Source organism: Actinoplanes sp. NPDC051859 (genome assembly GCF_044452725.1).
Lineage (GTDB): Bacteria > Actinomycetota > Actinomycetes > Mycobacteriales > Micromonosporaceae > Actinoplanes.
The window spans coordinates 57,197-82,438 of record NZ_JBITBX010000012.1; the positions used below are offsets into that span (position 1 = coordinate 57,197).

28 protein-coding genes are annotated in these 25,242 nt (G+C 69.6%); 9 read left to right on the top strand and 19 right to left on the bottom strand.

What is annotated here, in order from left to right; all coding sequences use genetic code 11:
• Positions 1-26 precede the first annotated feature (26 nt).
• From ACIA1L_RS26820 to ACIA1L_RS26870, 11 genes are all read right to left on the bottom strand, one after another.
• Complete coding sequence (locus ACIA1L_RS26820; RefSeq protein ID WP_396075727.1) at positions 27-500, bottom strand: MarR family winged helix-turn-helix transcriptional regulator; 474 nt, start codon at positions 498-500, stop codon at positions 27-29.
• 19 nt (positions 501-519) lie between these two features.
• Positions 520-1,134 (bottom strand): HAD-IA family hydrolase, encoded by a 615-nt coding sequence (locus tag ACIA1L_RS26825; protein ID WP_396075728.1) that lies wholly within the window; start codon positions 1,132-1,134, stop codon positions 520-522.
• Between the two features lie 45 nt (positions 1,135-1,179).
• Entirely contained in the window at positions 1,180-1,602 is a 423-nt protein-coding gene (locus ACIA1L_RS26830; RefSeq protein ID WP_396075729.1) for a hypothetical protein, read from the bottom strand.
• Between the two features lie 36 nt (positions 1,603-1,638).
• Positions 1,639-2,238 carry a Clp protease N-terminal domain-containing protein gene (locus ACIA1L_RS26835; protein WP_396075730.1) on the bottom strand — a complete coding sequence of 200 codons (600 nt, stop codon included), beginning with the start codon at positions 2,236-2,238 and terminating at the stop codon, positions 1,639-1,641.
• A 1-nt stretch (position 2,239) separates the two neighbouring features.
• Positions 2,240-2,476 (bottom strand): helix-turn-helix domain-containing protein, encoded by a 237-nt coding sequence (locus ACIA1L_RS26840; RefSeq protein ID WP_396075731.1) that lies wholly within the window; start codon positions 2,474-2,476, stop codon positions 2,240-2,242.
• A gap of 98 nt (positions 2,477-2,574) precedes the next feature.
• Positions 2,575-2,769 (bottom strand): DUF3072 domain-containing protein, encoded by a 195-nt coding sequence (locus ACIA1L_RS26845; protein ID WP_396075733.1) that lies wholly within the window; start codon positions 2,767-2,769, stop codon positions 2,575-2,577.
• Between the two features lie 37 nt (positions 2,770-2,806).
• Positions 2,807-3,589 (bottom strand): VOC family protein, encoded by a 783-nt coding sequence (locus tag ACIA1L_RS26850; protein WP_396075734.1) that lies wholly within the window; start codon positions 3,587-3,589, stop codon positions 2,807-2,809.
• Between the two features lie 180 nt (positions 3,590-3,769).
• Positions 3,770-5,038, bottom strand: coding sequence for a cation:proton antiporter (locus ACIA1L_RS26855; RefSeq protein ID WP_396075735.1), 1,269 nt, complete (start codon positions 5,036-5,038; stop codon positions 3,770-3,772).
• A gap of 38 nt (positions 5,039-5,076) precedes the next feature.
• Complete coding sequence (locus tag ACIA1L_RS26860; protein WP_396075736.1) at positions 5,077-5,751, bottom strand: HAD family hydrolase; 675 nt, start codon at positions 5,749-5,751, stop codon at positions 5,077-5,079.
• Between the two features lie 17 nt (positions 5,752-5,768).
• Positions 5,769-7,892, bottom strand: coding sequence for a SpoIIE family protein phosphatase (locus ACIA1L_RS26865; RefSeq protein ID WP_396075737.1), 2,124 nt, complete (start codon positions 7,890-7,892; stop codon positions 5,769-5,771).
• 164 nt (positions 7,893-8,056) lie between these two features.
• Entirely contained in the window at positions 8,057-8,413 is a 357-nt protein-coding gene (locus ACIA1L_RS26870; protein ID WP_396075738.1) for a DUF6401 family natural product biosynthesis protein, read from the bottom strand.
• 91 nt (positions 8,414-8,504) lie between these two features.
• On the opposite strand from ACIA1L_RS26870, the gene ACIA1L_RS26875 reads away from it, so the two are divergent.
• Complete coding sequence (locus ACIA1L_RS26875; RefSeq protein ID WP_396075739.1) at positions 8,505-8,933, top strand: hypothetical protein; 429 nt, start codon at positions 8,505-8,507, stop codon at positions 8,931-8,933.
• A 6-nt stretch (positions 8,934-8,939) separates the two neighbouring features.
• Here the strand turns inward: ACIA1L_RS26875 and ACIA1L_RS26880 are convergent, their stop codons facing one another.
• On the bottom strand, positions 8,940-9,143 hold the full coding sequence (locus ACIA1L_RS26880) for a hypothetical protein (protein WP_396075740.1): 204 nt from the start codon (positions 9,141-9,143) through the stop codon (positions 8,940-8,942).
• A 223-nt stretch (positions 9,144-9,366) separates the two neighbouring features.
• Between ACIA1L_RS26880 and ACIA1L_RS26885 the strand changes: the two genes are divergently transcribed.
• Positions 9,367-10,086 (top strand): hypothetical protein, encoded by a 720-nt coding sequence (locus tag ACIA1L_RS26885; RefSeq protein WP_396075742.1) that lies wholly within the window; start codon positions 9,367-9,369, stop codon positions 10,084-10,086.
• 55 nt (positions 10,087-10,141) lie between these two features.
• Here the strand turns inward: ACIA1L_RS26885 and ACIA1L_RS26890 are convergent, their stop codons facing one another.
• Both ACIA1L_RS26890 and ACIA1L_RS26895 read right to left on the bottom strand, forming a co-directional pair.
• Positions 10,142-10,606 carry an SRPBCC family protein gene (locus ACIA1L_RS26890; protein ID WP_396075743.1) on the bottom strand — a complete coding sequence of 155 codons (465 nt, stop codon included), beginning with the start codon at positions 10,604-10,606 and terminating at the stop codon, positions 10,142-10,144.
• 59 nt (positions 10,607-10,665) lie between these two features.
• Positions 10,666-11,640: a YihY/virulence factor BrkB family protein gene (locus ACIA1L_RS26895; RefSeq protein ID WP_396075744.1), complete on the bottom strand. Its 975-nt coding sequence runs from the start codon at positions 11,638-11,640 to the stop codon at positions 10,666-10,668.
• An 89-nt stretch (positions 11,641-11,729) separates the two neighbouring features.
• Here ACIA1L_RS26895 and ACIA1L_RS26900 point away from each other — a divergent pair, with 89 nt between their 5' ends.
• Positions 11,730-13,319, top strand: coding sequence for a phytoene desaturase family protein (locus ACIA1L_RS26900; RefSeq protein WP_396075745.1), 1,590 nt, complete (start codon positions 11,730-11,732; stop codon positions 13,317-13,319).
• Positions 13,320-13,330: 11 nt separating this feature from the next.
• On the opposite strand, the gene ACIA1L_RS26905 is transcribed toward ACIA1L_RS26900, so the two are convergent.
• Positions 13,331-14,335 (bottom strand): SDR family oxidoreductase, encoded by a 1,005-nt coding sequence (locus ACIA1L_RS26905; protein WP_396075746.1) that lies wholly within the window; start codon positions 14,333-14,335, stop codon positions 13,331-13,333.
• The gene (locus ACIA1L_RS26910) at positions 14,332-14,781 is read right to left on the bottom strand and encodes an SRPBCC family protein (RefSeq protein WP_396075747.1); all 450 of its coding nucleotides are present in this window, start codon (positions 14,779-14,781) and stop codon (positions 14,332-14,334) included. The genes ACIA1L_RS26905 and ACIA1L_RS26910 overlap by 4 nt, the downstream gene beginning before the upstream one ends.
• 120 nt (positions 14,782-14,901) lie before the next feature.
• Between ACIA1L_RS26910 and ACIA1L_RS26915 the strand changes: the two genes are divergently transcribed.
• Positions 14,902-16,104 carry a glycosyltransferase gene (locus ACIA1L_RS26915; RefSeq protein ID WP_396075748.1) on the top strand — a complete coding sequence of 401 codons (1,203 nt, stop codon included), beginning with the start codon at positions 14,902-14,904 and terminating at the stop codon, positions 16,102-16,104.
• A gap of 130 nt (positions 16,105-16,234) precedes the next feature.
• Here ACIA1L_RS26915 and ACIA1L_RS26920 read toward each other — a convergent pair whose 3' ends face one another.
• Positions 16,235-16,738, bottom strand: coding sequence for a hypothetical protein (locus ACIA1L_RS26920; protein ID WP_396075749.1), 504 nt, complete (start codon positions 16,736-16,738; stop codon positions 16,235-16,237).
• A 217-nt stretch (positions 16,739-16,955) separates the two neighbouring features.
• Here ACIA1L_RS26920 and ACIA1L_RS26925 point away from each other — a divergent pair, with 217 nt between their 5' ends.
• From ACIA1L_RS26925 to ACIA1L_RS26935, 3 genes are all read left to right on the top strand, one after another.
• Positions 16,956-17,267 carry a type VII secretion target gene (locus tag ACIA1L_RS26925; RefSeq protein ID WP_396075750.1) on the top strand — a complete coding sequence of 104 codons (312 nt, stop codon included), beginning with the start codon at positions 16,956-16,958 and terminating at the stop codon, positions 17,265-17,267.
• Entirely contained in the window at positions 17,264-19,717 is a 2,454-nt protein-coding gene (locus ACIA1L_RS26930) for a hypothetical protein (RefSeq protein WP_396075751.1), read from the top strand. The genes ACIA1L_RS26925 and ACIA1L_RS26930 overlap by 4 nt, the downstream gene beginning before the upstream one ends.
• A gap of 125 nt (positions 19,718-19,842) precedes the next feature.
• Positions 19,843-20,373 carry a hypothetical protein gene (locus ACIA1L_RS26935; protein ID WP_396075752.1) on the top strand — a complete coding sequence of 177 codons (531 nt, stop codon included), beginning with the start codon at positions 19,843-19,845 and terminating at the stop codon, positions 20,371-20,373.
• Between the two features lie 12 nt (positions 20,374-20,385).
• Here ACIA1L_RS26935 and ACIA1L_RS26940 read toward each other — a convergent pair whose 3' ends face one another.
• Positions 20,386-22,023, bottom strand: coding sequence for a RecQ family ATP-dependent DNA helicase (locus tag ACIA1L_RS26940; protein WP_396075753.1), 1,638 nt, complete (start codon positions 22,021-22,023; stop codon positions 20,386-20,388).
• Positions 22,024-22,063: 40 nt separating this feature from the next.
• Complete coding sequence (locus tag ACIA1L_RS26945) at positions 22,064-23,011, bottom strand: TIGR03557 family F420-dependent LLM class oxidoreductase (protein WP_396075754.1); 948 nt, start codon at positions 23,009-23,011, stop codon at positions 22,064-22,066.
• Between the two features lie 225 nt (positions 23,012-23,236).
• Between ACIA1L_RS26945 and ACIA1L_RS26950 the strand changes: the two genes are divergently transcribed.
• On the top strand, positions 23,237-24,781 hold the full coding sequence (locus ACIA1L_RS26950; protein ID WP_396075755.1) for a glycoside hydrolase family 3 protein: 1,545 nt from the start codon (positions 23,237-23,239) through the stop codon (positions 24,779-24,781).
• Between the two features lie 117 nt (positions 24,782-24,898).
• Positions 24,899-25,222 carry a hypothetical protein gene (locus tag ACIA1L_RS26955; RefSeq protein WP_396075757.1) on the top strand — a complete coding sequence of 108 codons (324 nt, stop codon included), beginning with the start codon at positions 24,899-24,901 and terminating at the stop codon, positions 25,220-25,222.
• Positions 25,223-25,242: the final 20 nt, after the last annotated feature.

Consider the following 25,242-nt stretch of genomic DNA (forward strand, 5'->3'; position numbering starts at 1 on the left):
GATCGCCGAGCGGTGGAACGTCCTGGTTAGACGGTGGCCGGTCGTGGCCGCGCGGGTCGCAGGCGAGCGCCCAGCCGGGTGAAGACCCGGGCCAGGACGGCCACTTCGGCGTCGTCGAGGTCGTCCATGAGGCAGTCTCGGACGGTCGCCCGGTGCAGGGGAGCGGCGGCGACCAGTGCGGCCATACCCGCATCGGTGAGCACTGCTTCCTGGCCGCGTCCGTCCCGCGGGCAGCTCTGCTTGCGCACCAGGCCGCGTTTGATCATGGACGTGATCTGATAGGTGACCCGACTCGGTGTGAAGACCAGCTGGCTGGCGAGTTCGCCCATGCGCAGCCGATGGTCCGGCGCCTCGGAAAGAACCACCATGACGTGATAGTCGGACATGCTCAGCCCGGTCTTGGCGCGAAGGTCGCCGTCGAGATGGGTCTGCAACGCCCAGCTGCTCTCGACATACGCCCGCCAGCATTCCTGCTGTTGCTCATCCAGCGGTTCGGCCATGCTCCCGACCCTAGCTCCTTCAAATTTTAAGCAAAAGAGCCAGTTCTCGAAGATCTTTGATTCGTACGTCCGCAGCAAGCCCCTTGAGCCCCGCGACCACGGCTCCCGCAGCCCGGCCGGCGACCACCCCCACCTCGGCGTCTTCGACCACGAGGCAGCGTTCCGGCGGCACCCCGAGCAGGGCCGCGCCCCGCAGGTAACCCGCAGGATCCGGCTTACCTGCCGGGACGTCCTCGACCGTGACCAGCACCGGCGCGGCAATGCCGGCCGCACCGAGGCGGGCTTTGGCGAGACGGACATCCGCACTCGTCACCACCGCCCACGGCAGGGTCAGCCTCGCGAGGAGCTCGTCCGCACCGGGCGCCGCGACGACATCGGACAGATCGTCGTACTGCAGGGCGAGCTGGCGTTCGGCCGCATCGGCCACCGCGGCATCGTCCAGGTCTGGGCGGATCAAGCGCACCGTGCGCTCAGCGGGGGCGCCGTGCGCAATGGCGATGACGGCGGCCGGGTCGACGCCGTACTCGGCGGACCAGACGCGCCAGGCCCGCTCGACCGCGGCGTCCGAGTCGACGAGCGTGCCGTCCATGTCGAACAGCACGCCGGCGAGCTGACGGAGATCAAGCGCGGACACGACGCCGAGGATAAGCCGTGGTCCTGAGAGGTGCCTGCGAAGACGTCAGGAACGGTGGTAGACGCGGACCTCGTAACCGGTGCGGGTGGGGTGCCAGCCGAGGTCGTCGACGTCGAGCAGCTCGGGTCGCCCCGCCAGCCAGTTCGCTGCCATGCCCAGCGTCTCGGCCGGGGTGGCCCCGCGGAATGTCATGCAGTGCGTGGCGGTGTCGCCTGCTGCGGGCGCGTGCCGGGGGAATGTCTCGGCCGTCATGGTCGGCTCCGGGCCGGTGACGACAGCGGTCGCGCCGATCGCCTGCCCGTCGCGGACGCCCTGGACAAACCAGTCGTTGATGGTTTCGTCGTGCTCGACGGTCCAGCCGCTCACCGGGCCGACGTCCGCCGCGATGGCGTGCTTGGCGTTATCGAGGGCGGCATCCAGAGTGGCGAGCTCGATGTCCTCGCCGTTGTACTCGACCCGGTACGTCATGCCGCCCCCGATACCCGCCTACCAGGGATTTCAGTCCTAGGGCACGGGCGCGTGCAGGGACCGGACGAGGTCGGCGCGCAGCTCTGCGGTGTCGACGCCGCGATCGGTGAGGAGTTGGGCGCCCAGCCCGCGGCCTTCGCGCAGGACGCCGAGCATGATGTGCTCGGGCGCGATGAAGGAGTGTTTGAGGCGGATAGCCTCCCGGAGCGACAGCTCCAGCACCTTCTTGGCCTGGGGCGAGAACGGGATGTGCGCGTCGCCGGTGAGCCGCCGGAAGAGTCCTTTGCGCTTCGGTGCCGCGCGGGGCAGTTCGAGTGCGCCCGGCCCGAAGTTTTCCTCGATGGCGCGGCGGACCGCGTCGAGGTCGATGCCGATGGCGCGGAGCGCCTCCCGGTCGGCGGCGTCGGCATCGGCGCCCGGACTGGCCGTGCCGGTGCCGGAGCGGCGCGTGATCTCGGCGCGGGCGTACGCGGCGTCGACCTGCTTGGCGCGCAGTGCCGGCACTTCGGCGAGGGGGCCGGTGAGCAGGGCCAGCAGGACGTGTTCCGTGCCGATCGGCGTGTGGCCGAGGTCGCGGGCTTCGGCCTGGGCGCGGACGACAACTTCGCGGGCGGGGCGGGTGAATCGTTCGAACATGTCAGTCCTCCCGGGGGTCCTGTGCCGGCACACGGCCTGCGTGCTTTTTGTGTACGCCCTGGCGGGTCACCTCGAGGGCGTCCGCGATTTCCTGCCAGGACCAGCCTTTCCTGCGTGCGTTTGCCACCTGGAGGTGCTCGAGGCCCTCCAGGAGACGGCGCAGCGCGACCACGGCACGCAGTCCGACCCGAGGATCGGTGCTGCCGGCGGCGGCGGCGAGATCGGTCGCTTCGGTCATGCTGTCAACCTACGTTGACACGACCGTACTGTCAACCCGGGTTGACACGGCGGGCACAAGAAAGCCCGGGCGGTGCCCGGGCTTTCTTGAGAAGGGGATCAGCGGCCGCGGCCGGTCTTCTCCTGCAGTTCGTCGATTCGCTCGGACGCTTCCGCCTTGGTCAGCCCCTCGGGCGCGTCCTCATGCGCCTCCGCGGCGAGCGTGTGCAGGTAGGACTCTTGCGCTCCGGTGGCCGGTTCGTCGCCGGTCGTCCAGTCCGCCGGGTCCTTGATCGTGTTGGAAGCCGTATCCATGGCGCCCCTCCTCGAAGTCATTCGAACAGGCGTACCCCTACCCGCCGAAGGTCAGCTCCATGCCTCGACTGCGGGTGATTGACATGGTGAGCTCGATCGGGATCGCCGCGGGGGAGGCGATCGAGAACGGCACGCCGGCCGGGTCGAGCAGCTCCGCATACGTGCCGAAGCCCAGGTCGCGGGCCCGGGAGACGACGGTGGCGCCATAGGCCCGGGCGTCTTCGAGCGTCTCGACGCAGTCGGCGACGTGGAAGGCGGCCCGCCACCAGCTGCCGCCCCGGCTCGGCGCGAGGCCGGCCATCGCGTCGTGAGCGGTGGTGATCCATTCGCCGCGGGTGCCGTCGCTGCCGAACTCGTCGCGCAGCAGCCAGCCGAATGCCTGGCCGTAGAACTTGGCCGCGGCAACCGCGTCGTCGGAGAGCAGCTCCGGGAAGGTCATTGTGCCGGCCTCGCCGCCGACCTGCGCGCCGGTGAAACCGCGAGGTTCCCAGATGCCCAAGCGGGCGCCAGCCGGGTCGGCGATCACGGCACTGCGGCCGCCGTTCGCGTCGGCCGGCGGGCTGACCACCGAGCCGCCGGCCTCCTGCACTCGCAGAAGGGACGCCTCGACGTTGTGCTCGGTGAGGTACGTCATCCAGCCCACCGGGCGCTCGGCGTGCACGCTGGTGAACCCGGCGACGGCTTCGCCGCCCAGCGTGAACCGGTCACCGGCGGTCTCCCAGCCGAAGAGGCGGGTGTAGAAGTCCGCCGACCGGGCGGGATCCGCACTTGCCAGCTCAACCCAGCAGGGTGTCCCCGGCGCAAAACCCCGTAGACGCATCGGCCGCACCTTTCGTCGTTCCAACGTGGAATGAGGGTCGTCGGCGCACCCTCACCGTCGACCTGGGGGGAGGTGCCAGCCACCTTACTGCCATGAATACGCTCCGCCACCATACGCGGGTTCAATGTCCTCAATAAACCACGATTTTGCGGAGGACTTGATTACTCGGCGTGAAGTCGATTACTGAGCGTGTCGCTCTTCCGGGGTACGCGACCGTTCGTTGTATCGGTCTAGAAGCCGCATCACGGGCGTGACCGCAACGCCGTGCAACAGCACGCTCACCAGAACGACAAAGCCTGCTGTCGCCCATACGACATCCACGTTCGGAAACGTGGCGTGACTCATTGCATACGCGAGGTAATAGAAGGTGCCGATGCCGCGGATGCCGAAGGCCGCGATCACCCAGTGCTCAGCCGGATGGCCGGGAGCGCCGCGCAGCGACAGGAATCCGGACAGGGGTCGCACCACGAAGACCAGCGCGAGGCCCACCGCCGCGGCAGGCCAGGTCAATGGTCCGAGCAGGCCGCCCACGATGGCACCACCCAGCAAGAGGAGCAGCAACACCGTGAGCAGCCGCTCGATCTGCTCGGCGAAATCGTGCAATACCTGGTGATATTCATGCGATCGTTGTGCCGCTCGGATGCCGCGGGCCGCAACAAACACCGCCAGGAAGCCGTAACCGCCGGCCACCTCCACTAATCCGTACGCAAGAAAGGTCGCCGCCAGGGCAAGAAAGCCCTCGGAATGGTGCGCAAGCCGCAGTTTGCGGTTTCTCGCGCGAAAGAACAGCATGCCGAGCAGCTTGCCGATCAGCCAGCCGCCGGCGAGCCCGATGACGACTTTGTAGAAGGCGTCGACCAGAAGCCACTCGCCGAACCAGCTCGTCGATGTCGTGGCGGCCGCGGCCATGGCGATTGCCGCGTACACAAAAGGAAAAGCCAGACCGTCGTTGAGCCCGGCTTCCGAGGTCAGCGCGAAGCGCACCTCGTCCTCGGAATTCTCCTCGTCGGTCGGCTCACCCACCTGGACATCCGAGGCCAGCACCGGGTCGGTCGGGGCGAGGGCCGCACCCAACAACAGCGCCGCCGCCGGCACCAGCCCGGCCCACCACCAGCCGAGCACCGCGACGGCCGCGATGGTGACCGGCATGGCAATGGCAAGCAACCGCCAGGTCGACGTCCACCGCCGCCCGCTGAGCGGGCGGTCCAGCTTCAGCCCGGCGCCCATCAGAGCGACGATCACACACACCTCGGTGAGGTGCTGCGTCAGCTCCAGGTGGGCGAGGGGATCAGCTTCCGGCAACCCGATGGGTACGGCGAACAGCACCATGCCCAGCGCCAGGAAGACGATCGGCATGGAAAGCGGGCGGCGCTCGAGGAGTCGGGGCAGGATGCCCGCGAGGAGGGCGCCCACCCCGAAGATCGCGAAGAGGAGATCGGGCGTTTGCACGCGCCCTCACTGCCCCCGGCCGACCGAATCCATGCCGCTCAGTCGAGGAGTTTCTTGATCACCGATCGGTCCAGGGCGGCCAGCAGCGCCGCCGGGTCCGGATACGTCTCGACCGCACCGGCCGCGGCCAGCTCGTCGGCGCTGGTGCCGCCGCAGGCGAGGCCGATGCACGGTATCCCCAGTTTCCCGGCCGCCTTGACGTCCCACACCGCGTCACCCACGAAGACGCTGTGCTCGGGGTCGACGCCGGACTGGTCCAGCGCGGCCTGCAGGATGTCGGGTGCCGGCTTGCTTTCCGCCGCGTCCGCCGACGAGGTAGCCGCGGTGATGACGTCGTCGGCGTCGATGACCTTGCGGAGTTTGCCCAGTTCCGCGCCCTGTGCCGACGAGGCCAGCACCACCGCGAGGCCGCGGTCGGCGCACGCCCGCAGCAGATCCGCGGCGCCGGGCAGCGGGCGCAGCCGCTCCCACCAGGCGCCGTAGAGCACGTCGTGCGCGGTGGACATGCGCTCGTCGTCGGAGGTGTCGCGGTCGCCGCCGAGCAGGTGATCGAGCAGCTTGTCGGAACCCATCCCGATCGCCCGGTGGATCTGAGCCATCGGTACGTCCTCGTCGTGCTGCCGCAACGCCTCCCACCACGCGACCGCGTGCAGGTAGGTGGTGTCGACCAGGGTCCCGTCGACGTCGAAGAGCACTCCGCGCTTGGCTGTCATGCGTCCCGGATACCCCGTTATGCCGGGGGTATGACCATCTCGAACCAGACCGTGGAGCCGCGGACGGAGGGGTCGGTGCCCCACGCGTCGCTCAGCTCCTCGATCAAGCCCAGGCCGCGGCCCCGGCTGCTCATCGTGTCCGTGTGGGCGCGGGTGACACTGCCCCGGGTGCCCGTATCGGCTACCGACACCAGCAGCCGCTCGGGGCTCAGGTCGATGTGCACCTGCGCCGGCGTGCCCGCATGCAGCAGCGCATTGGTGGTCAGCTCGCTGGTGCACAAGATCGCCGCGCCGATCACCGGCTCCGGGACCGCCCACTCGCGCAGCCGGGCCGACATCCATTGCCGGACCCGGCTCGGTCCGGTCGGCTCCGCCGGGACCTGCATCGTTGCTGCCCGGCTCTGCGCCATGGCCCGCTCGACGGCCAAAACCGCGACGTCGTCATCCGTACGCCCGGGCACGGCCGACGTCGCCAGCGAGCACAGGTTGCGCGGATCGCCGCCCGGCGCCGCGGCAGCCGCCGCCACCAGATCGGCCAGGCCGGCGCTCAGGGTGCGACCCCGGCGCTCGACCACGCCGTCGCTGAACATGAGGATCGTGTCGCCCGGCTCGAGGACGATCGTGCTGGTCTGCCAGGAACCGCCCAGCCCCAGCGGTGCCCCTGGCGGCACGGCGACCAGGTCGGCCGTCGGCCCGTCCCGCCCGGCCCGGCGCAACACCGGCGGGGGATGGCCCGCGCTCGCCAGCGTGATCGTGCCGTCGCTCTGGTCCAACACGCCGTACACGACGGTCACGAAGATTTCTTCGTTGCGCGACTCCGCGCCGAGCGAACCCACGAGCCGGTCCAGCCCCGCCAGCACCGTGCCGGGCGCCGGTTCGGTGAGCGCCAGCGCTCGCAGCGCCGCGCGGACCTGGCCCATCACGGCTGCCGCCCGGACATCGTGGCCGGCCACGTCGCCGAGGACCATGGCAAGCCGACCACCGGACAGCTCGAACGCGTCGTAGAAGTCGCCGCCCGCGGCGTTGCCGTCCACGCCGACGTCGTAGCGCGCGGCGATCCGGAACCGGTCCAGCTCGGGCAGGTGCTCCGGAAGCATGCTGCGCTGCAGCAGCTGGGCGGTGCCGTGCTGGGCCTCGAAGCGTCGCGCTCGTTCCGCCGCCTGGGCGACCAGCTCGGCGGCGGCGTACAGCAGGGCGCGCTCGGCGGGCAGCCAGGTGTGCGCGGCGCGGTAGCCCATGGTCAGGGCGCCGTGCAGGGACGGGGTGCGCAGCGGCATCGCGGCGAGGGCCCGGACCCGGCGTTCGTGTCGGTCCGTCGCCACGTGCTGCAGCGGCGCGCCGTCGGACTGGAACGAGGGGCGGCCGGTTTGCGCGGCGACCACCATCGGGGCCTGCGGGTCGTCGCCGATGCGTTTCCACAGCGGGGGCAGCCGCTCGTCGACCTCGTCTACCATTTCGCCGCGGATACGCCGGACGTAGCGGAACTCTGCGCCGTCGTCGACCGCGAACACGCAGTGGTCCACGTCGAAGGAGTCCATGGCGTACGCCAGCACGACCCGCGCCACGTCGTCGATGGTGAGGGTGGCGGCCAGCCGGGCGGTCAGCTCGCCCAAGCTCTGCAGCCGTCGGGTGACCTGGGTGGTCTCGGCCGCCACGGTGAGGACGCCGACGACGGTGCCGCTGCGGTCGCGGACCACGGAGTGCCCTCGGGTGAAAGAGGCCTGTTCGACCTGGGCCCCGCGGGGGACGGCCACCTGGGCCTCGGCCTCGAGGAAGGGGCGTCCGGTGCGGTAGACGCCGTCGATCACGCCGCCGATGCCGGGTGCGTGCCACTGGTCGCCGAAGACGTGTGCCGCAGGGCAGCCCAGCGCTGCCGGGTGTTTGGCGCCGATGACCTCGGCGTACCCGTCGTTGTAGATCAGGAGGTGGTCGTCGCCGTAGGCCAGTGCCATCGGGACGGGGGAGGAGAGCACGACCTCGACGGTGGCTCGGACGACCGGATCCCAGCTCGCCATCGGGCCGAGCGGGGTGCTCTCCCACGGGTGGGACCGGACGAGCTCGGCGCAGTCAGGGACGCTGGGCACCGTTTCTCCGCTCTGCGCGGGGAGCGCTGTCGCCGAAGGGCTGCCCATGCCAACCATGGGTTGAGCGTAGCCCGCCTCCGCCATTCGGACGATGGTGGCACTGTACGGACGTCCGACGCGCCTGGTACTCATGGGCGAGCGCCGGAGAATGACGAGGGCCGGCGCCAGATGCGGCGCCGGCCCGGAACGGTCGGTGTGGCCCTACGGAATGAGGCGAGCGGTCAGCGGGAGGCGGGCAGCGTGCGGGACAGCGTGCAGACCGCGAGCAGGCGGGTCAGCACCCAGTCGTCGCCGGCCCAGTCGATGTCGCCGACCGGCGGACGCCAGCCGTGCTTGAAGGCCGCGTCCCGGACACCCTCGGCGTACGCCGCCAGGATCACCGGGGTGAGCGGGCGCACGTCGGTCGAGAGGCTGTCGCGGATGCCCGCCTCGTGCTGGTCGACGGCGGCCAGCAGGCCGGGGGACTGCGCGACGGCGTCGAGGCCGCTGACGCCGACGGTGGTCATCAGCTCCGCGAGGCAGGCGTGAGCGGACTTGAGGGCAGCACGGGCGGCAGCGCCGCTGAACAGACCATTCATGAGAGGAAACGTTATGGAGCTTGGGGTAGCCGACGGGTCGCTCGCTGGTGCAGGTCGGTTGAACCCGGGCCGGGCGGGGAACTGGCCGGACATGACTGACGGTCCCGACGAGGCACACCGCCGCCCGCCCGGCTTGGACGGCGCGACGGTGGAAGCCCTCGGCAAGCTCAGCGAGGCCCTGGAGATGGTGGAACGGGTTCGCGGCCACCTCTACTCGGTGCACCAGCTCATCGGCGAGGCCGACTTCAAGCTCGACGATGCGGTGGCGCTGTTTGAGCGTGCGGGCCATCCCGAGTTCGCTCGGCGGATCCAGCACGAGCTCATCGGCCGCAACGTGCTGCCCGGCCGCTGGACTTTCCAGGTGGTGGAGGAGTTCGACGACGGCTATTACACCGAGTTCCGGGAGCTGGAAAGGGACGCCCGGGACGAGTTCGCCCAGGGGCGCCGCCATGTGTACGAGGCCGAGCTGAAGGAACTGCGCCGGACCCGAGGGCGGGCGGGGCACGAGGCCCTTCCGTGAGGGTGGCTACTCGACCTCGGCCTGCGGGCGCCGCCGCTGGGCGTCGTCGGCCATGATCACGGTGGCGACCAGGAGCGCCACCACGACCGCGAAGAGCCAGGAGGCGTCGTCGATGAGCGATGCCGCCACCGGTGCCTGGAACGCGGCAAGCAGAAAGCCCACCCAGGCGAGACGGCGCTGACGCTCGGAGAGGAAACCGGCAGATCGCATCCGGCCAGTCTGGCCGGATTCGGGCGGTTCGCCGTCACCCTTTCGGCCGATCAAGGGTTGTCCGATGGTGCCAACTGCGCAGCGTTTCCCCCGGTCCACAGTCGGTAGGTTCGACGTGTTTTCGCTGGTCACAGCGTTTTGTCTGGCGGGTTTTCGCCAGCTCGCCGCTGCGCTTCCCAAGGTCAAGAGTGCTTTGATGTTTTTTCTGGCGTTTATACCTTTCGTGGGTAAAACTCTAGGTTGGTCCGCCGCTACCTTCATCGTCCTGACGCTCGCCGCCTGCTCCCCGGCCACGACGCTCGGCGCCCGACAGGTCCCCGCCGACGACGGGCCGCAACCGCACGTTCAAGCCGGTCCGCTGCACGGCCGCGACGCGGCCTACCTCAGCGTGCGGGATGCGGCCTCCCGGGTGGAGGTACGGCTGACCGAGCTGCCGGGCCTGCTCTATCGCATCACCACTCCGGCCGACTCGGGCCTCGCCCCTCAGGTCACCGGCGCCCCCGGCCGGGTCCGGCTCGCCCTCGTGCCGACCGGGGCAGACGGCCCCGACACGGTGGAGGTCCTGCTGAACAGGCGAGTTCGCTGGGATCTGCGGCTCCCGGCCGGGGCGGGGGAGCAGCACCTGGACCTCGCGGCCGGCGACGTCCGCCGGCTCGAGCTGGGCTCGGGCGCCGGACTGGTCAGCGTGCGGCTTCCCGCCCCGAGCGGCGCAGTGCCCATCGCCTTGTCTGGCTCGGTCGGCGAACTGGCGGTTGCCGTACCCGCCGGAACGGCGGTCAAGCTGCGGCTGCGGCGCGGCGCGGACCTCGTCGCAGTCCCGTGGGCTGACCGCACCCGGGCTATGCCCGGAACCGCCGTCATCCCGCCCGGCTGGAGCGCCGCCCAGAACCGCTACCTGGTCGATGCGGAAGCAGCCGTGGGCAGCGTGACTGTCTGGGGCTAGGCACAGAAAAGCCGCCGGGCTACCGGCGGCTTTCTGCACGGCTGATCCGACCTGCCTACGGCTGCGGGCGGTCCACCTCGCCGCGCCAGGCGCCGGTCTCGACACCGCCGCGGCCCTCGATGTACTCCTTGAAGCGCTTCATGTCGCCCTTGACCTGGCGGTCGAGGAAGCCCAACAGGTCGCCGGCCTGCTCGACCATGCCGTCGGGCTCGAAGTCCATCTGGCAGGTGACCCTGGTGTGGGTCTCGTCAAGCCGGTGGAACGTCACGACGCCGGCCTGCTTGCTGCCCTCGATGGTGGTCCAAGCCACCCGCTCGTCCGGCAGCTGCTCGGTGATCTTGGCGTCGAACTCGCGCTTCACGCCGTCGATGTTCGTCTTCCAGTGGGTCGTCTTGTCGTCGATCTGGCGGATCTCCGTCACGCCGCCCATGAACCGGGGGAACTCCTCGAACTGGGTCCACTGGTTGTACGCGGTGCGTACCGGCACGTCGACGTCAACGGACTCGGTGACTGTACTCACGGTGTTTCCCTTCCTAGTGGCTTTCCCGCCTGAGCAAGGGGTTCCCGGAGCCTTGAGCGCTAAACCGCCCGGTCGTCGTCCGCGGGCTCCTTGGGCGGTAGCGCCGGCTCCGGATCGGGCTTGCCCGCCTGCAGCTGCCGACCGCGCTGCACCTCTGCGTTGATCTCCACACCCAGCATCAACGCGGAGTTGGACAGATAGAGCCACACCAGGAAGGCGATGACCGCGCCGAGGCTGCCGTACGTCTCGTCGTACGAGCCGAAGTTGGCGACGTACAGGCCGAAGCCGAAGGAGGCGAGGGCCCAGACCAGCAGGGCCACGACGCCGCCCAGAGTGAGCCAGCGAAACCGCGGCTGCTGGACGTTCGGAGCGATCCAGAACAACAGTGACAGCAACAGCATGAGGATCATCACCAGCACCGGCCAGCGGCCGATCGACCAGGCCAACCGGGCGGTGCTACCGGCGTGCAGGGCGTTGCCGACCGCGTCGACCACCGGTCCGCTCACCACCAGCCCCAGGGCAACCACCGCCATGAGGACCAGCGCCACAGCGCTCAAGCCGATCTGCAGTGGCCGCAACTTCCACACCGGGCGGCCCTCCTGGACCCCGTAGATGCGGTTCGAGGCACGGGTGAAGACGCCGACGAAGCCCGACGCCGACCACAGCGCGCCGACCAGACCGAAGCTCAGCAAGGTCTTGGGGGAGCCCTGGTCGATGATGATGGCGTCCAGGACGGCTTGGAAACTGTCGTTGCCGACCACCGAACCCGCGCCGAGATCCTCCAGGATGCCGATGATCGTGGTCACCGCAGTGCGGCCATCGGAGACCAGATTGACCAGGGCGACGACCACGATCGCCACCGGAAACACGGCCAGGACGGCGTTGTAGGTCAGTGCGGCGGCCAGATCGGCGCAGTCGTCGTCGAGGTAGCCGTTGACGCTGCGCCACAGCACGCCTCGCCAGGTGGACCAGCGCAGATCGCGAAAGCCGCGCGGCAACGGTGTCACATCCGGGCGGGTGGTGGCGGCAGTCATCGGCTCCGGGCTCCCATCCGTCACTGAATGCACATTGGTCACTACCCGAGGTGGGTTTGCCGCAAACGAGGACGGGTACCGGACGGCGCGTGGAACGAGCGGACGCGATCGTCATCGGAGCGGGTCACAACGGTCTCGTGGCAGCGAACCTGCTCGCCGACGCGGGCTGGGACGTGCAGGTGCTCGAAGCGACCCCGCATCCCGGCGGCGCGGTGCGGTCCGGATACGTCACCGCCCCCGGTTACCTCAGCGACCTGTTCAGCTCCTTCTACCCCCTGGGCTTCGCCTCGCCCGTGCTCCACGGGCTGGACCTGGGCGCGTACGGCCTGGACTGGACGCACGCCCCCGACGTGTTCACCCACCTGCTGCCGGACGGTCGGGCCGCCACGGTCAACCGTGACCTCGCCACGACCATGGCCTCGATGGAGCAGTTCGCGGCCGGCGACGGAGAACGCTGGAAGCACGCGTACGACGACTGGCGCGACGTCTCCGCCGACATGCTGAAGGTGCTCTTCACGCCGTTCCCGCCGGTGCGATCCGGGCTCGGCCTCGCCCGTACGCTCGGCGTGGGGGGTTCGCTGCGGCTGGCCCGGCGCCTGGTGCTGTCGGTCCGTGAACTCGGTGCCGAACTGTTCCGCGGCGAGGGCGCACAACTTGCCCTGGCCGGCTGCGCGCTGCACACCGACCTGTCACCCGAGGAAGCCGGCGGCGGTGTGTACGGCTGGCTGCTCGCCATGCTCGGCCAAGAGGTCGGCTGGCCGGTCCCCGTCGGCGGCGCCCAGCGCATCACGAGCGCGCTCGTCGACCGGCTCCTCGACCGCGGCGGGCGGATCGACTACGAAACCCCGGTGTCGCGGGTGCTGGTCGCGGGCGGGCGGGCGTTGGGCGTACGCAGCGCCGACGGCCGCAACTGGCGGGCCACCCGGGCGGTGCTCGCCGACGTGCCCGCCCCCTCGCTCTACCTCGACCTGGTCGGCAGCCGCTGGCTGCCCGCGCGCTTCGCCGAGGACCTGGAGTTCTTCCGCTGGGACGGTGCCACGGTCAAAGTGGACTGGGCGGTCGACGGCAAGGTGCCGTGGAAGAACCCGGCGGTGGCCGGCTCCGGCACCGTCCACCTGGGCGCAGACCTCAACGGCCTCACCCGGTACGCCGCACACCTCGCCACCAACGCCATGCCCGAGCACCCGTTCCTGCTGCTCGGGCAGATGACCACGGCCGACGCCTCGCACTCGCCGCCGGGGACGGAATCGGTGTGGGCGTACACCCACCTGCCGCACCGGGCGCACTGGGAAGCTGACGAGATCCAGGCCCACGTCGCTCGGATCGAGGCGGTGCTGGAGGAGCACGCTCCGGGCTTCGGGCGGCTGGTCGTCGGCCGCAACGTCTTTTCCCCGGCCGACCTGGAGGCCGAGAACCCGTCCCTGGTCGGCGGCGCGCTCGGCGGTGGCACGGCCGCCGCCTTCCAACAGCTGTTCCTGCGGCCGATCCCCGGGCTGGGCCGCGCGGACACGCCCGTTGACCGGCTGTTCCTGGCCAGCGCCTCGGCTCACCCGGGCGGTGGCGTGCACGGTGCGCCGGGCGCGAACGCGGCGCGTGCGGCGCTGTCCCGCAACCGCCGGGTGACCGGCCGCGCCTACCAGGCCGTGATCGACGCGGCGCACAACGCGATCTACCACTAGCAGGGGTTTCGTCAGCGGCGCCGCAGAACGCCGACCGCTGCCAGGCCTAGTCCCGCGCTCAGCGCGCCGGTTACCAGGGGCTTGTGCATGGTCGCCCAGAGCGCGAACGAACGCGTCCGGCTCTGGTCGTCGAAGATGCCGTGCGCCCCGAAGTCGCGGTGCTCGTCCACCGGCTTGTCGACGTTGTCCTGCCAGGTGGCCGGATCGATCCGCTCGTCGGTCTGCTGACCCTGATAGCCGCGCTTGTCCTTGGACAGCAGGCGGTCCAGGAAGCCGGGCGCGACGATGTTGCCCAGCCGCGTCTTGAGGGTCGGACCGCCCACGTTGACCTCGCGTTTGCCGGTGTCGGCGGCCCACAGCACGGCCCGGGCCACCACCTCCGGCTGATAGATCGGCGGCACCGGCTGCGGGTGGCGGGGCAGCCGGGTGCGAACCCAGGAGAACTGCGGGGTGTTCACCGCCGGAAGCTGCACCATCGACAGCTTGACCCGGTCGCCGTCGTGCAGCAGCTCCGCACGCAGCGAATCGTTGAAGCCCTGAATCGCGTGCTTCGACGCGCAATAGGCCGCCTGCAGCGGAATTCCCCGGTACGCCAACGCCGAGCCGATCTGGACAACGGCGCCGTGCCCAGCCGGACGCATATGGCGCAGGGCGGCCAGCGTGCCATGCACCGTACCCAGGAAGTTGACCTCGGAGACCCGGCGGTATTCGTCCGGAGTGATCTCCCAAGCCGGGGCGAACACCGAGGCCATCGCGTCGTTCACCCACACGTCGATGCCGCCCCAGGCGGCCACCACATCATCGGCGGCGTCCTGCACCCCGGACGCGTCCGCCACGTCGACCCGATAGGTACGGACGTCGCAGGCGCCGGCAGCACGGACCTCCAGCGAGGCACCCTCGAGACCGGCGCGCCCCCGGGCGATCAGCGCGATGCGGGCGCCCCTGCGGGCGTACGCCACAGCAATGGCCCGGCCGACGCCCGCGCTGGCGCCGGTGATCACGATGCGCTGGGTCACGCGTGGCTCTTCTCTCGGGTGGCGATATCGCACAGCCGCCGCAGCGACTCGATGTTGCGACGGTGCAGGACCAGGTCGTTCAGCTTGGTGTGCACCCAGCGCAGCGGCCCGGCGCGGAAGGTCTCCTCCATGGTGATCCGGGTTCTGCGACCGCCGTCGACCGGCTCGAGCAGCATCCGGACGTGCGCCTCGCCGAGTGGCCACAGCCCGGCCCGGATCGTCAACTCCCGCTCCGGCACGCAGGAAAGCACCTCGGAGCTCTCGTGCAGCGACAGCGGCCACGGCCCGGCCTTGTGGTGCAGCCGTGCGCCCGGATCCGGCCAGTTCGCGTCGACGTCGCGGATGTGCACGGTGCCGACAACCCAGTCGCTGTAACTCCAACCGTCGGCGAGGACGGCGAACACCTGATCCGGGCGGGCCGGGACGATACGCTGCACGATAGCCACGAGCCCGACATACCCCACCAGCCGATGTTTACGCTTGGGGGGCCCGGGCAACAAGGCTCCGCGTATCGCCCTCTCGACTCCGGTCTTCTCCCGGAACCACGATGTCGCCAGGAGGACCAGTTGCGTATCGCGATGATCTCCGAGCAGGCGAGCCCGCTGCCCGCGGGCGACGCTCCCGCCGGCGCTCAACGGCGCCACATCGCCGAGCTTTCCGCGGCGCTCGCGGAGCTCGGCCACGACGTCCGGGTCTACACCCGGCGCGACGACCCGAGCCTGCCCGCCGAGGTCGCGCTCCCGAGCGGCGTCCGGGTGCTGCACGTGCCCGCCGGCCCGCCCCACGCTCTGGCCGGCGCCGAACTGCTCCAGCACATGGGCGACTTCGCGAAATGGCTGCGGACCGACTGGCACGACACCGACTGGCTGCCCGACGTGGCGCACGCGCACTTCTGGACCAGCGGCCTCGCCGCCGTCACCGCCGCGAAGGAGATCGGCGTCCCCGTCGTCCAGTCCTTCCACGAAATCGCCGTGGGCGAGCAGCCCGGCGGCCCCGGCGCCTCCCGCACCGGCTACGAGCGGGCGCTCGGCCGGGCCGTCGACCGGGTGGTCGCGCAGAGCCAGGACGAGCTGCGCGGGCTGGTCCGGATCGGGGTGCCCCGGTCCCGGCTGACGGTCGTCCCCGCCGGCGTCGACAGCGACCGCTTCACCCCGGACGGCCCGGCGGCCGACCGCGATCCCGACCGCCCCCGCATCCTCAGCGTGGGCCGGCTGGTCGAACGCAAAGGCTTCGGCGACGTCATCGAAGCCCTCCGCTACGTGCCGGGCGCCGAATGCGTCGTCGTGGGCGGCCCGCCCGCAGCCCAACTCGACACCGACCCGCAGGCGAAGAAGTTGCGCGCCCTCGCCGAACGCTGCCAGGTCGCCGACCGGGTCCGGCTCGTCGGCGGCGTGCCTGCCACGGACATGCCCGGCTGGTATCGCTCCGCCGACCTGCTCGTCGCCGCACCCTGGCAAGAACAGTTCGAACTCGCCCCGCTGGAGGCCATGGCCTGCGGCGTTCCGGTGGTGGGCACCCCGGTGGGCGGCATCAACGAGACCATCGTGGACGGTCTCACCGGCGACCTCGTTCCGGCCCGCGACCCGCGCGCCCTCGGTAGCGCACTGCGCCGCCTGGTCAACGACAAAGTCCGCAGATTTGCGTACGCGACAGCGGCGCTCGACCGGGCCCGGCAGGCGTACTCCTGGAAGCGGGTCGCCTCCCAGGTCGGCGCGGTCTACGACACGGTGTCCGGCCGACGCACCTCCGAAGCGGAAGCCGTCGCCTGACCGCTGGGAGCCGTTCCCGCGGCGAAAGCCGTCGCCTGACCGCTGGGAGCCGTTCCCGCGGCGGAAGCCGTCGCCTGACCGCTGGGAGCCCTTCCCGCGGCGTGCTCGGGCACGCCGCGGGTCAAGCCCGTCAGCCTGCGAGAGCTTTCGCCAACTCGTCGCGGAATGCGCGCTCATTCTCGGTGACCTGGTCGCCGCCGATACCCAACACACCACCGGTCGAGGCGGCGCCGACCACACTCTCGGCAATTTCCACCAGCCAATGCTTGTACGTCTCGGCGTCGGCGGGCTGAGCCTTCGCGGCCAACAGCGCAGCCGCCTCCCCGGCCCGGGTGACCACGTCCTGGGCGTACCCGACCGGGTCGGCCGGCTCGATGGCGGGCAGTTCCTCGCCACGGTCCGGGTCGCCGGTCGCGTCGAGCACCGCACCCGCGACCGCGGTCACGAGCGGGCTCGCCGACGCGCGGGCATCGGCGATCTGGTCGAGGCCGGCGGCGGTCTCCTGCCGAGTCTTGCGGGCGCTGTCGTGGGTTGCCACGCTCGCCGCGGTCAGCACCGACTGGGGCAGGCCGACAAGCAACCCCCATTCGGCATCGGTGAACCCGAACTGGGCGTACAACGGTTCGTCCGTCACGAATGTCCTCGCTTCTCTGTCAGCGACCAGGTTCCCTCGACGAAGGGCACGCAGGGTCTATTACCCAACATCATCGAAGCGCACCCGAGCCCTGTCCCTCGCACGAGGGTCTGACGGCATCGATGTATGACGAATGGTCAGGGTGCAGTCGCGGACAGTCGCGCCGCGCGGTGGTCGACTATCGTTCGTGGGCGAAGCACGTGTCGACGGGGGAGTCATGCAACCAGAACTGGAAGTGGATGCGAGGCTGCTGCACAGCATCGCGGCAAAGGTGGAGGAAGCTGCCACCGCGTTGCGGCTCGCGGAGCAGGCCGCCGGCTCCGGGCTCGCACCGCCCCCACAACCCGGCTCCGCCGCCGCAGCGGCGGCACAGTCCGTGGCGCAGAGCTGGTCGACCGACTTGCGTCAGTTGCACCGGGAACTCGACGCCCTGGCGGTGAACCTCACCGGCGCGGCGAAGGACTACCAGGCCACTGATCAGGCCGGTGCCCGCGCACTCCGAGATGCCGGAAAGAGCCGGCCATCATGAGCGAACTGACCTTGCAGGATCTGCTCAGCGTGCAAGCCGCTCCCTGGCAGGCCGCCGCCGACACCTGGAAGCGCCTCGCCGACAGCATCGACCACACCGATGAACAACTGTTCCGCAGCACCCGCGACCTCCCGGAAGCGTGGCCCAGCGGCGCCGGCTCGCAGGCGGCGGTCGCGAAAGCCGGCACGCTGTGCACCCGCGTGAGCAGTGCCCACGGCCCGGTGAAAAGCATCGGCGACCAACTTCAGCTGCACGGGTACGCCATGGAAGCGCTGCGGCACCAGGCCGAACAGATCATCGCGTCGGCCCGGCAGGCCGGCTACACCGTGGACACCGCGGCCGGCACGATCACCGCGCCAGCATCGGCCTACACCGGCGGCAACCTTGATCGCACCGGCCGAGAGACCGGGGCGCTGCTCAACGACCTGCGTACGCTCGTGGAACGGGCCCGGGCCCAGGACGACCAGACGGCCGGAATCCTGAAAGCCGCCACCCCGTCGGCCCAGAACAGTGCCGGAGCCCGCCCCGCCGGCGCGATCTCCCGCGCCGAGGAACTGGCCCAGAAGCTCAAAGACCCGAACTATCAGCCCACCGCCGCGGAGCTCGACGAGCTGCGCGACCTGGTCACGTTGTACGGCAAGAACAAGGCCTTCGCCTTCGAGCTCCTCGACATGCTCGGGCCCCAGGGCTTGCTCCAGCTCAACGGCACCCTGGCGACCTACCAGCTCGACTTCGTCGGCAAGGAAGAAGACGGCTTCCTGTTCGACCGCGACACCGCCGACATGGTGCGCGACCTGCAGCTCGGCCTCGGCGTCATGCTGGACACCGCCACCGAGCCGAGCGGCACCAGAACCGGCCCGCGCGGCGACATGTACGTCCCCGGCCAGTACGAGCTGCCCAGCCAGTGGGTCGCCGATCTGATGGTCGCCGGCCGCAGCAAAATGGACATCGGTGACCCGTCCAGTCCCCGCCGCTATGTGGAAGACGTGTACGGCTACCAGCTGCTCGGCCCACTGCTGCACCACGGTGACTTCGACCCCAAGTTCATCTCCATGGTCGGCGGAGACATGATCGACTTCGAGATGCAGCAGGGCAAGAACAGCGCCCTCTGGACCGAAATGCGCAGCGAAGACCTCCGCCTGGACTGGACCCAAGGCCACGACGACAACACCACCCCGGCCGGCTACGACCCGGTGAACGCCCTCATGGACGGCCTGTCCCACAACGGCGCCGGCACCCAGGACCTCCTCACCAACACCAGAACCTTCGGCGGCGACTCCCCCGAAGGCGGTCGCTTGCCCCGGCTCGACTATTTGCTCACCGACCGCAACTGGGACCCGAAGGCCGACATCCCCGGCGGGCCGGCCTGGACAACCGAGCTGATGCAACACGGCGGCGACTACAAGAACGGCGCCCTCGAAAACTTCGGCAAAGCCCTCGAACACGCCACCACCGACCACCCCGGCGAAGACGCCCGCCGCCTCGTCGAAGCCATCGTCTACGAAACCAACGTCGACGAACAGGCCAAGGGCTACGCCAACGGCGAGCGCCCGCCCGGGGAGGGGGAAAAGGGCAGCAAGACCACCGACTTCACCAAGAGCGACCTTATTAAACCGGAGCTCCGCGACTCCATGGGCAACATCATGGCGGCGTACATCTCAGACGTGAACGCCAACCTTTCCCCTGGGCAGACAGTGGTCAGCGGACAGATTAGCGTCGACCAGACCCACCTCACCCGATTTATCGCTGACCTGGGCAAGGACGAGGGTGCACACCGGTCTGTCGCTACCGCAGAGGCGATTTATGCCGCCGGAATGTACGACCACGTCCTCTCTGGTCGGCAGAATCCGAACGACGACCTCGACGCCAACTTGCGCTCAATGGAAAACATCTCACACAACTACGGCAGCGTCCTGGGCGCCCTCGATCTCGGGGCAGCCGCGGCGCAGCATGCAACCAGCGCCGATCTGGATGAGAAGTACAACAAGGACATCGAGAACCGCTACAAGATCATCGGTCCGTTGGTCGAAGGAGCCGTGGGCGCGGCGACCGCGAAGGTTCCGGGCGGTAGCGACCTGGCTAACGGGTTCGTCGGCGACTTCATGGACGATCTCGAAAAGAATGCCAAAGTCGACAACCAGGGCCAGGTCAACTACGACGTCGGCACCATGCTCGGCGCCAGCCGCACCACCATGGTCGACCTCACCGAGGCTTCGCTCTATTACAGCGGCAAGCTTCCCGACTTACCCGAGCGGTTCATCCCGGACGGTCACCTCAAGCCTCTGACTGAGTGGAACGAGCGAGATATACAGGAGTGGCAACGCTACAAGGCCGAGCAGGGGCAGAGCACGGTGGAGAACGCCGCAACCCAAGCCGCAAACTCCTACAAGAATGGTCACGAGTGGGCGAGAAACCTCTTCTACTCGCAGTATGGGAAGGCTCCCGAATGAGGATGCTCGCGCCGACAGCTTTCGCCTTGGCGCTTGGGCTCATGGCGGCTGGCTGCACCAGTAATGAGCCGCCAGTCGTCAATCCCGTGCAGTCGGCAGCGCCGGCCAGCCCTACCGCGCCTGCCATGACCTTCGAAGAGGCGGTCCAGAAGCTGCCAATGAACGGGACCGATAAGCTGCCAATTACCTGGGACCAATCTGACGTCCGAGAGGCTGACGATGTCCTTGCGGCTCGGCGCGGTTTGGTCTTCCTCTACTGGGAGAGGAGCGCCACCGATTGGGTGACCATTATTCCAATCGGCCAGTTCGTCTATACGGAGCGGTTCTATAACGAGTTCTTGGCGCCGTTCGCGACGGCGACCCCGGACAATCCGTCGATTGGTCCGATCTGGGTCAAGGTTATGGGTGTCGAGAAGGCTGGCGCGGACCAGTCAACAGTGACGTTCTGCACCGACCTCGGCTATTGGAACGAAGCCGAGCAGAAGAATCCCCCGATTCGAGAAGGACGGGCAAACTTGGAGTCCTATGTCGTTGAGCATGTCCCGACCGCTGAGGGGGAAGGTCGGTGGCTAGCCGACCGGGTGATCGACAAGGACGGGAGTCGCGAGGGGCAATACGGCGCGGAGTGTAAGAAGTGGGCGCAGCACAAGCCCTGACGGGACAGCCGGTCATTGCGTGGTGAGCAGATTTTGTTCCACCACGACGGGGACGGAGAGGGTCTTGTAGCCGACCTCTTCGAAGAGGATGGTGACTCGGTCCTCCTCGTAGCCCATCACCATGCCGGGACCCCATTCCGGATGGCGGACGGTGCTGTGTACGGCGAACGGCTCGTCACCCGTGGCTTCTTCCACCTCTTCGGCGACACCCTCGACGCAGTTGTCGCAGTGTCCACACTGCTTCTTCACCTCCTCGCCGAAGTAGGCGAGCAGCGTCTGAGTCCGGCATGCGCGGGTCTCGGCGAGCCCGCGCATCATGTCGGTGCGGGAGCGTTGGACGACCTGCTGCCGCTCGTGCAGCGCGACTGCAGCCTCAGCCGCAGCGGCGGGCAGGGGCGCGAAGACCGGCACTGTCCACGTGTTGCCGCGACCCGCGGTGGCGGCGCCGACCTGTTCCAGCAGGCCGAGGAACTGGCCGAGCTTGCGGGGGCCGAGGCCGGTCTTTTCTTTGAGTGCGGTCTTGGTGGCTGGTCCGGCGCGGAGGGCCGCGGCTAGCTCGCGTAGTTCGGCGAGATCCGGGGCGCCGCCGGTGAAGAAGCGTTGGATGGCCTCGTCTTCGGCGCGCCAGAGCAGGAGGGCGCGGCCGGGTTCGCCGTCGCGGCCCATGCGGCCGATTTCCTGGAAGTAGCTGTCGGGGGAGTCGGGGAGGGCGACGTGGGCGACCCAGCGGATGTTGGGCTTGTCGATGCCCATGCCGAAGGCGGAGGTCGCCACCATGATCTCGATCTTGTCGTCGGTGAAGTCTTCGTGCCGCTGCTTGCGGACCCCGGCCGCCATGCCGCCGTGGTAGAACTCCGCCGCGTAGCCGGCGCTGGTAAGCCGGTCGGCCAGTTCCTCGGCGGCGCGCCGGGTGGCGACGTAGACGATGCCGGGCCGGGACACCTCGTCCAGCAGTGCGGTGAGCCGCCGCCACCGGTAGTCCTCGTCCGGGCAGTACGCGACCTCGAGGAACAGGTTGCGCCGGTCCAGTCCGGACACGTGGATCTCGGGCTTGCGCAGGCCCAGCCGTTCGATGATGTCGTCGCGCACCGGCGGGGAGGCGGTGGCGGTCAGGGCGAGCACTGGTGGGCGGCCGAGGCCTTTGACGAGGTGGCCCAGGGACAGGAAGTCGGGGCGGAAGTCGTGGCCCCACGCGGAGATGCAGTGTGCTTCGTCGATGGCGACCAGGCCGGGGCGGAGGGCTTTGACTTCGGCCAGCCGCTCCGGGTCCGCAAGTTGCTCGGGCGTGATGAAGAGGAACTCGGCGCGGCCCTCGCGGAGTTCCTGGATGGCTTCGCGTTGCTGCGCCGGCGTTTCGGCGCTGCTGACGCGTACGGCGCGCAGCTTGGGGTCGTTGCGGTCGTTGAGGGCGGCGATCTGGTCCTGCTGCAGGGCCAGCAGCGGTGAGATCACCACTGTCGGCCCGGGCAGCAGGACGGCGGGGATCTGGTAGATCGCCGATTTTCCGGCCCCGGTGGGCAGGACGACCAGGGCGTCCTTGCGGCGCAGGACGGCCCGCATGGGCTTGAACTGGCCGGGGCGCAGCGACGGCCAGCCGAAGTGTTTGCGGGCGACCCTGCGCAGGCGTGGCCCGTAGACGGGGATCTTCATCGAGCGGCCATGGTGCCTGGGCGGGTCGACACCGAAACGCCTACAGCTTCGGCAGGACGCTGTGGGCGTACATGTCGAAGAGGCCTTGGTAGTGCGGCCCGGAGTTGGCGACGTAGATCTCGTCGAAGCCGGCCTTGGCGTAGGTGTCGATCATCGCCAGGTGCGCTTCCGGGTCGTTGCCGCAGACGAAGGCCTTCTTGACCATGTCCTGGGTGACGAGTTGGGATGCCTGCTCGAAGTGCTTGGGCGAGGGCAACACCTGGGACAGTTCGCCGGGCACTCCCGCATTGGGCCACTTCTCGTACGCGATCCGCGCCCCCTCCTCCTCGCTGGTGGCGAACGCTGCCTTAAAGCCACCCTGGCAGGTACGGCTGTTGCCGCCGCCGGAGCGGAAGCGCTGCACCATCTCGGCGTCCGGCGCGACGCTGACGAAGCCTTCGCCGATGCGCGCGGCGAGGTCGACCGCCTTGGGTCCGAAGCCGGAGATCAGCACTTCGATCGGCTGTTCGGGCAGCGTGTAGACCCGGGCGTTTTCCACCGTGTAGTGCTTGCCGTGGTGGGAGACCACGCCGCCTTTCCACAGTTCGCGCATGATGTGGATGGCTTCTTCGAGCATGTCGAGGCGGATCTCGGCTTCGGGCCAGGCGTCGCCGAAGATGTGTTCGTTGAGGGCTTCGCCGGTGCCGACGCCGAGCCGGAACGTGCCGCCGGTGAGGACCGCGCTGGTGGCGGCGGCCTGGGCGATGACGGCCGGGTGGATGCGGACGGTCGGGCAGGTCACGGCGGTCGTGATGGGCAGGGTGGTGGCCTGGCTCAGCGCGCCGATGATCGACCAGACGAAGGCGCTCTGGCCTTGGGCGTCGACCCAGGGGTGGTAGTGGTCGGAGATCCACAGTGCCGAGAAGCCGGCGCGTTCGGCGCCTTTGGCCTGTTCGATGAGTTCGGCGGGGGTGTATTCCTCGCTGGACAGGAAGTATCCGATTCGCATGCCGGCGGGATACCCCGGTTACTTGCCGCCGAACATGCGTTTGATCGCCCAGAGCAGGATCAGCGCTCCGAGGGCGACCCCGAGTAGGCGTACGGCGTGCACCTCGGACCAATCGACTCCCGACACGGATCGGAGCGTACCGGGTGCAATAGGAAGGTTTGTTGACTGAATCGGGGATCCGGGAGACGATGGGTCCGTTGATCGTCACCGGAGGTATCCGCACTCATGCCGATTTCTGGCGAACTGCCCGAACTTGCCGCCACGGTGTTGCAGCCCGGTTTCACCGGCACCACGGCGCCCGACTGGGTGCGCCGCCGGCTCGCCGAAGGGCTGGGCGGTGTCGTGCTGTTCGCCCGCAACGTCGAGACGCCCGCGCAGGTGGCGGCCCTGACCGCGCAGCTGCGCGCCGAACGGCCCGACGTCATCGTGTCCATCGACGAGGAGGCCGGCGACGTCACCCGGCTCGAATCGCGGCACGGCAGCTCCCGGCCCGGCAACCTCGGACTCGGTGCCGTCGACGACCCGGACCTGACCGAGGCGGTCGCCCGCGACCTCGGGATCGAGCTGGCTCAGGCCGGCGTCACCCTGAACTACGCCCCGGACACCGACGTCAACAACAACCCCCACAACCCGGTCATCGGGGTACGCGCGTTCGGCGCCGACCCCCATCTGGTCGCCCGGCACGGCGCCGCCTGGATCCGCGGGTTGCAGTCCGCCGGGGTGGCGGCGTGCGCCAAACACTTCCCGGGCCACGGTGACACGGCCATCGACTCGCACCACGACGTTCCGGTGATCACCCATGACCACCAGCGTCTGGCGGAGTGCGAGCTGGTGCCGTTCCGTGCCGCCATCGCCGCTGGCGTGCAATCGATCATGACGGGTCACCTGGTGGTCCCGGCGTACGACCCGGATCAGCCTGCCACGGTGAGCCGGCGCATCCTGACCGGCCTCCTTCGCGAGGAACTCGGCTTCGCCGGGCTGATCGTCACCGACGGCATCGAGATGCAGGGTGTGCGTCGCGCCTACGGCCTCGAGGGCGCTACGGTCCGGGCTCTCGCCGCGGGAGCCGACGCCATCTGTGTGGGCGGCGACCACGCTGACGAGCGGACCGCCCTGCGTCTCCGCGACGCGATCGTCGCCGCGGTGCGGGCCGGTGAGCTGTCGGAGGAACGGCTGTGGGACGCGGCTGCGCGGGTCCGCGGGCTGGCCGCTTGGACAGCGGCCGGGTCGGGGCCGGCGGTGGGCAACCCCCGGTCCGGAGCGGGTGGCTCGCTCGTGGGACTGGCCGCGGCCCGGCGCGCCGTCAAGGTGACCACCACCCGGTACGCGCCAGAGCTTCCCCTCACCGTCGCGCCGCACGTCGTGGAGTTCGCGCCGCCCCGCAACATCGCGATCGGGGCCGAAACGCCGTGGGGCGTCGGTGCGCCACTGTCACGGCTGTTGCCGGGCACGACGTCGGTCCGGCTCGACGCCGCCTCTCTCGACGGCGTGCCCGACCCGGCCGCCCGGGTCCTGGCCGGGACCGCCGCCCGGCCGTTGGTCCTCGTGGTCCGCGATGCGCACCGGCACCCCTGGGTCACCGAGGCCCTGCGCCAGACCTTGGCCGTGCGGCCGGATGCGATTGTGGTCGAAATGGGCGTGCCGGTGGCGGTCAGCGGCGGTGTGCACGTCGCCACTCATGGCGCCACTCGAGCCTGCGGCGTCGCCGCGGCTGAGATCATTGCTGGACTACCCGTCGCCGACCGCACCGCACAGGCACTCGCTGCCTGATCGGCCGCGCGTCCCGCCCGGTCCCGGGGTGGGACGCGCGGCCCCTCTGCACTTGCGCGAAATGTGCCCGGGACCTGCGGGAATCCGGGCTCGCGCGGGCACCGTAGAATCGATCACGTGACGAAGACTGTGGGACGCCCGCTTGCCGCCCTGTTCACCGCCGCGTTCGGCCTGGCCCTGCTCACCGGGTGCAGCAGCGACAACGTCTCCTGCGGCCTGGACCAGTGCACCGTCACCATCGACCGCACCGTCAACGCCAGCGCCGAAGTGCTGGGCGTGGAGGCGAAGTTCGTCAGCGCCGACCAGAACACCGTCACCCTCGAGGTGGCCGGCGAACAGATCCAGCTCACCAAGGGCCAGCAGGCGATCGACGTCGGCGGCCTGCAGGTCTCCCTGGACAGCATCGGCGCCGACACGGTGAGCTTCCAGGTCGCCCGCTAGCACATCCGGCCCCGCCCGGG

What these genes read in the sequence shown, in the direction of transcription:
- ACIA1L_RS26880 (WP_396075740.1), bottom strand. Translation starts at nt 9,143, where the DNA reads ATGCGATCTGCCGGTTTCCTCTCCGAGCGTCAGCGCCGTCTCGCCTGG.
- ACIA1L_RS26940 (WP_396075753.1), bottom strand. Translation starts at nt 22,023, where the DNA reads ATGAAGATCCCCGTCTACGGGCCACGCCTGCGCAGGGTCGCCCGCAAA.
- ACIA1L_RS26945 (WP_396075754.1), bottom strand. Translation starts at nt 23,011, where the DNA reads ATGCGAATCGGATACTTCCTGTCCAGCGAGGAATACACCCCCGCCGAA.
- ACIA1L_RS26870 (WP_396075738.1), bottom strand. Translation starts at nt 8,413, where the DNA reads ATGAATGGTCTGTTCAGCGGCGCTGCCGCCCGTGCTGCCCTCAAGTCC.
- ACIA1L_RS26840 (WP_396075731.1), bottom strand. Translation starts at nt 2,476, where the DNA reads ATGACCGAAGCGACCGATCTCGCCGCCGCCGCCGGCAGCACCGATCCT.
- ACIA1L_RS26820 (WP_396075727.1), bottom strand. Translation starts at nt 500, where the DNA reads ATGGCCGAACCGCTGGATGAGCAACAGCAGGAATGCTGGCGGGCGTAT.
- ACIA1L_RS26930 (WP_396075751.1), top strand. Translation starts at nt 17,264, where the DNA reads ATGAGCGAACTGACCTTGCAGGATCTGCTCAGCGTGCAAGCCGCTCCC.
- ACIA1L_RS26850 (WP_396075734.1), bottom strand. Translation starts at nt 3,589, where the DNA reads ATGCGTCTACGGGGTTTTGCGCCGGGGACACCCTGCTGGGTTGAGCTG.
- ACIA1L_RS26845 (WP_396075733.1), bottom strand. Translation starts at nt 2,769, where the DNA reads ATGGATACGGCTTCCAACACGATCAAGGACCCGGCGGACTGGACGACC.
- ACIA1L_RS26950 (WP_396075755.1), top strand. Translation starts at nt 23,237, where the DNA reads ATGCCGATTTCTGGCGAACTGCCCGAACTTGCCGCCACGGTGTTGCAG.
- ACIA1L_RS26835 (WP_396075730.1), bottom strand. Translation starts at nt 2,238, where the DNA reads ATGTTCGAACGATTCACCCGCCCCGCCCGCGAAGTTGTCGTCCGCGCC.
- ACIA1L_RS26875 (WP_396075739.1), top strand. Translation starts at nt 8,505, where the DNA reads ATGACTGACGGTCCCGACGAGGCACACCGCCGCCCGCCCGGCTTGGAC.
- ACIA1L_RS26925 (WP_396075750.1), top strand. Translation starts at nt 16,956, where the DNA reads ATGCAACCAGAACTGGAAGTGGATGCGAGGCTGCTGCACAGCATCGCG.
- ACIA1L_RS26895 (WP_396075744.1), bottom strand. Translation starts at nt 11,640, where the DNA reads ATGACTGCCGCCACCACCCGCCCGGATGTGACACCGTTGCCGCGCGGC.
- ACIA1L_RS26935 (WP_396075752.1), top strand. Translation starts at nt 19,843, where the DNA reads ATGACCTTCGAAGAGGCGGTCCAGAAGCTGCCAATGAACGGGACCGAT.
- ACIA1L_RS26830 (WP_396075729.1), bottom strand. Translation starts at nt 1,602, where the DNA reads ATGACGTACCGGGTCGAGTACAACGGCGAGGACATCGAGCTCGCCACT.
- ACIA1L_RS26865 (WP_396075737.1), bottom strand. Translation starts at nt 7,892, where the DNA reads ATGGTTGGCATGGGCAGCCCTTCGGCGACAGCGCTCCCCGCGCAGAGC.
- ACIA1L_RS26860 (WP_396075736.1), bottom strand. Translation starts at nt 5,751, where the DNA reads ATGACAGCCAAGCGCGGAGTGCTCTTCGACGTCGACGGGACCCTGGTC.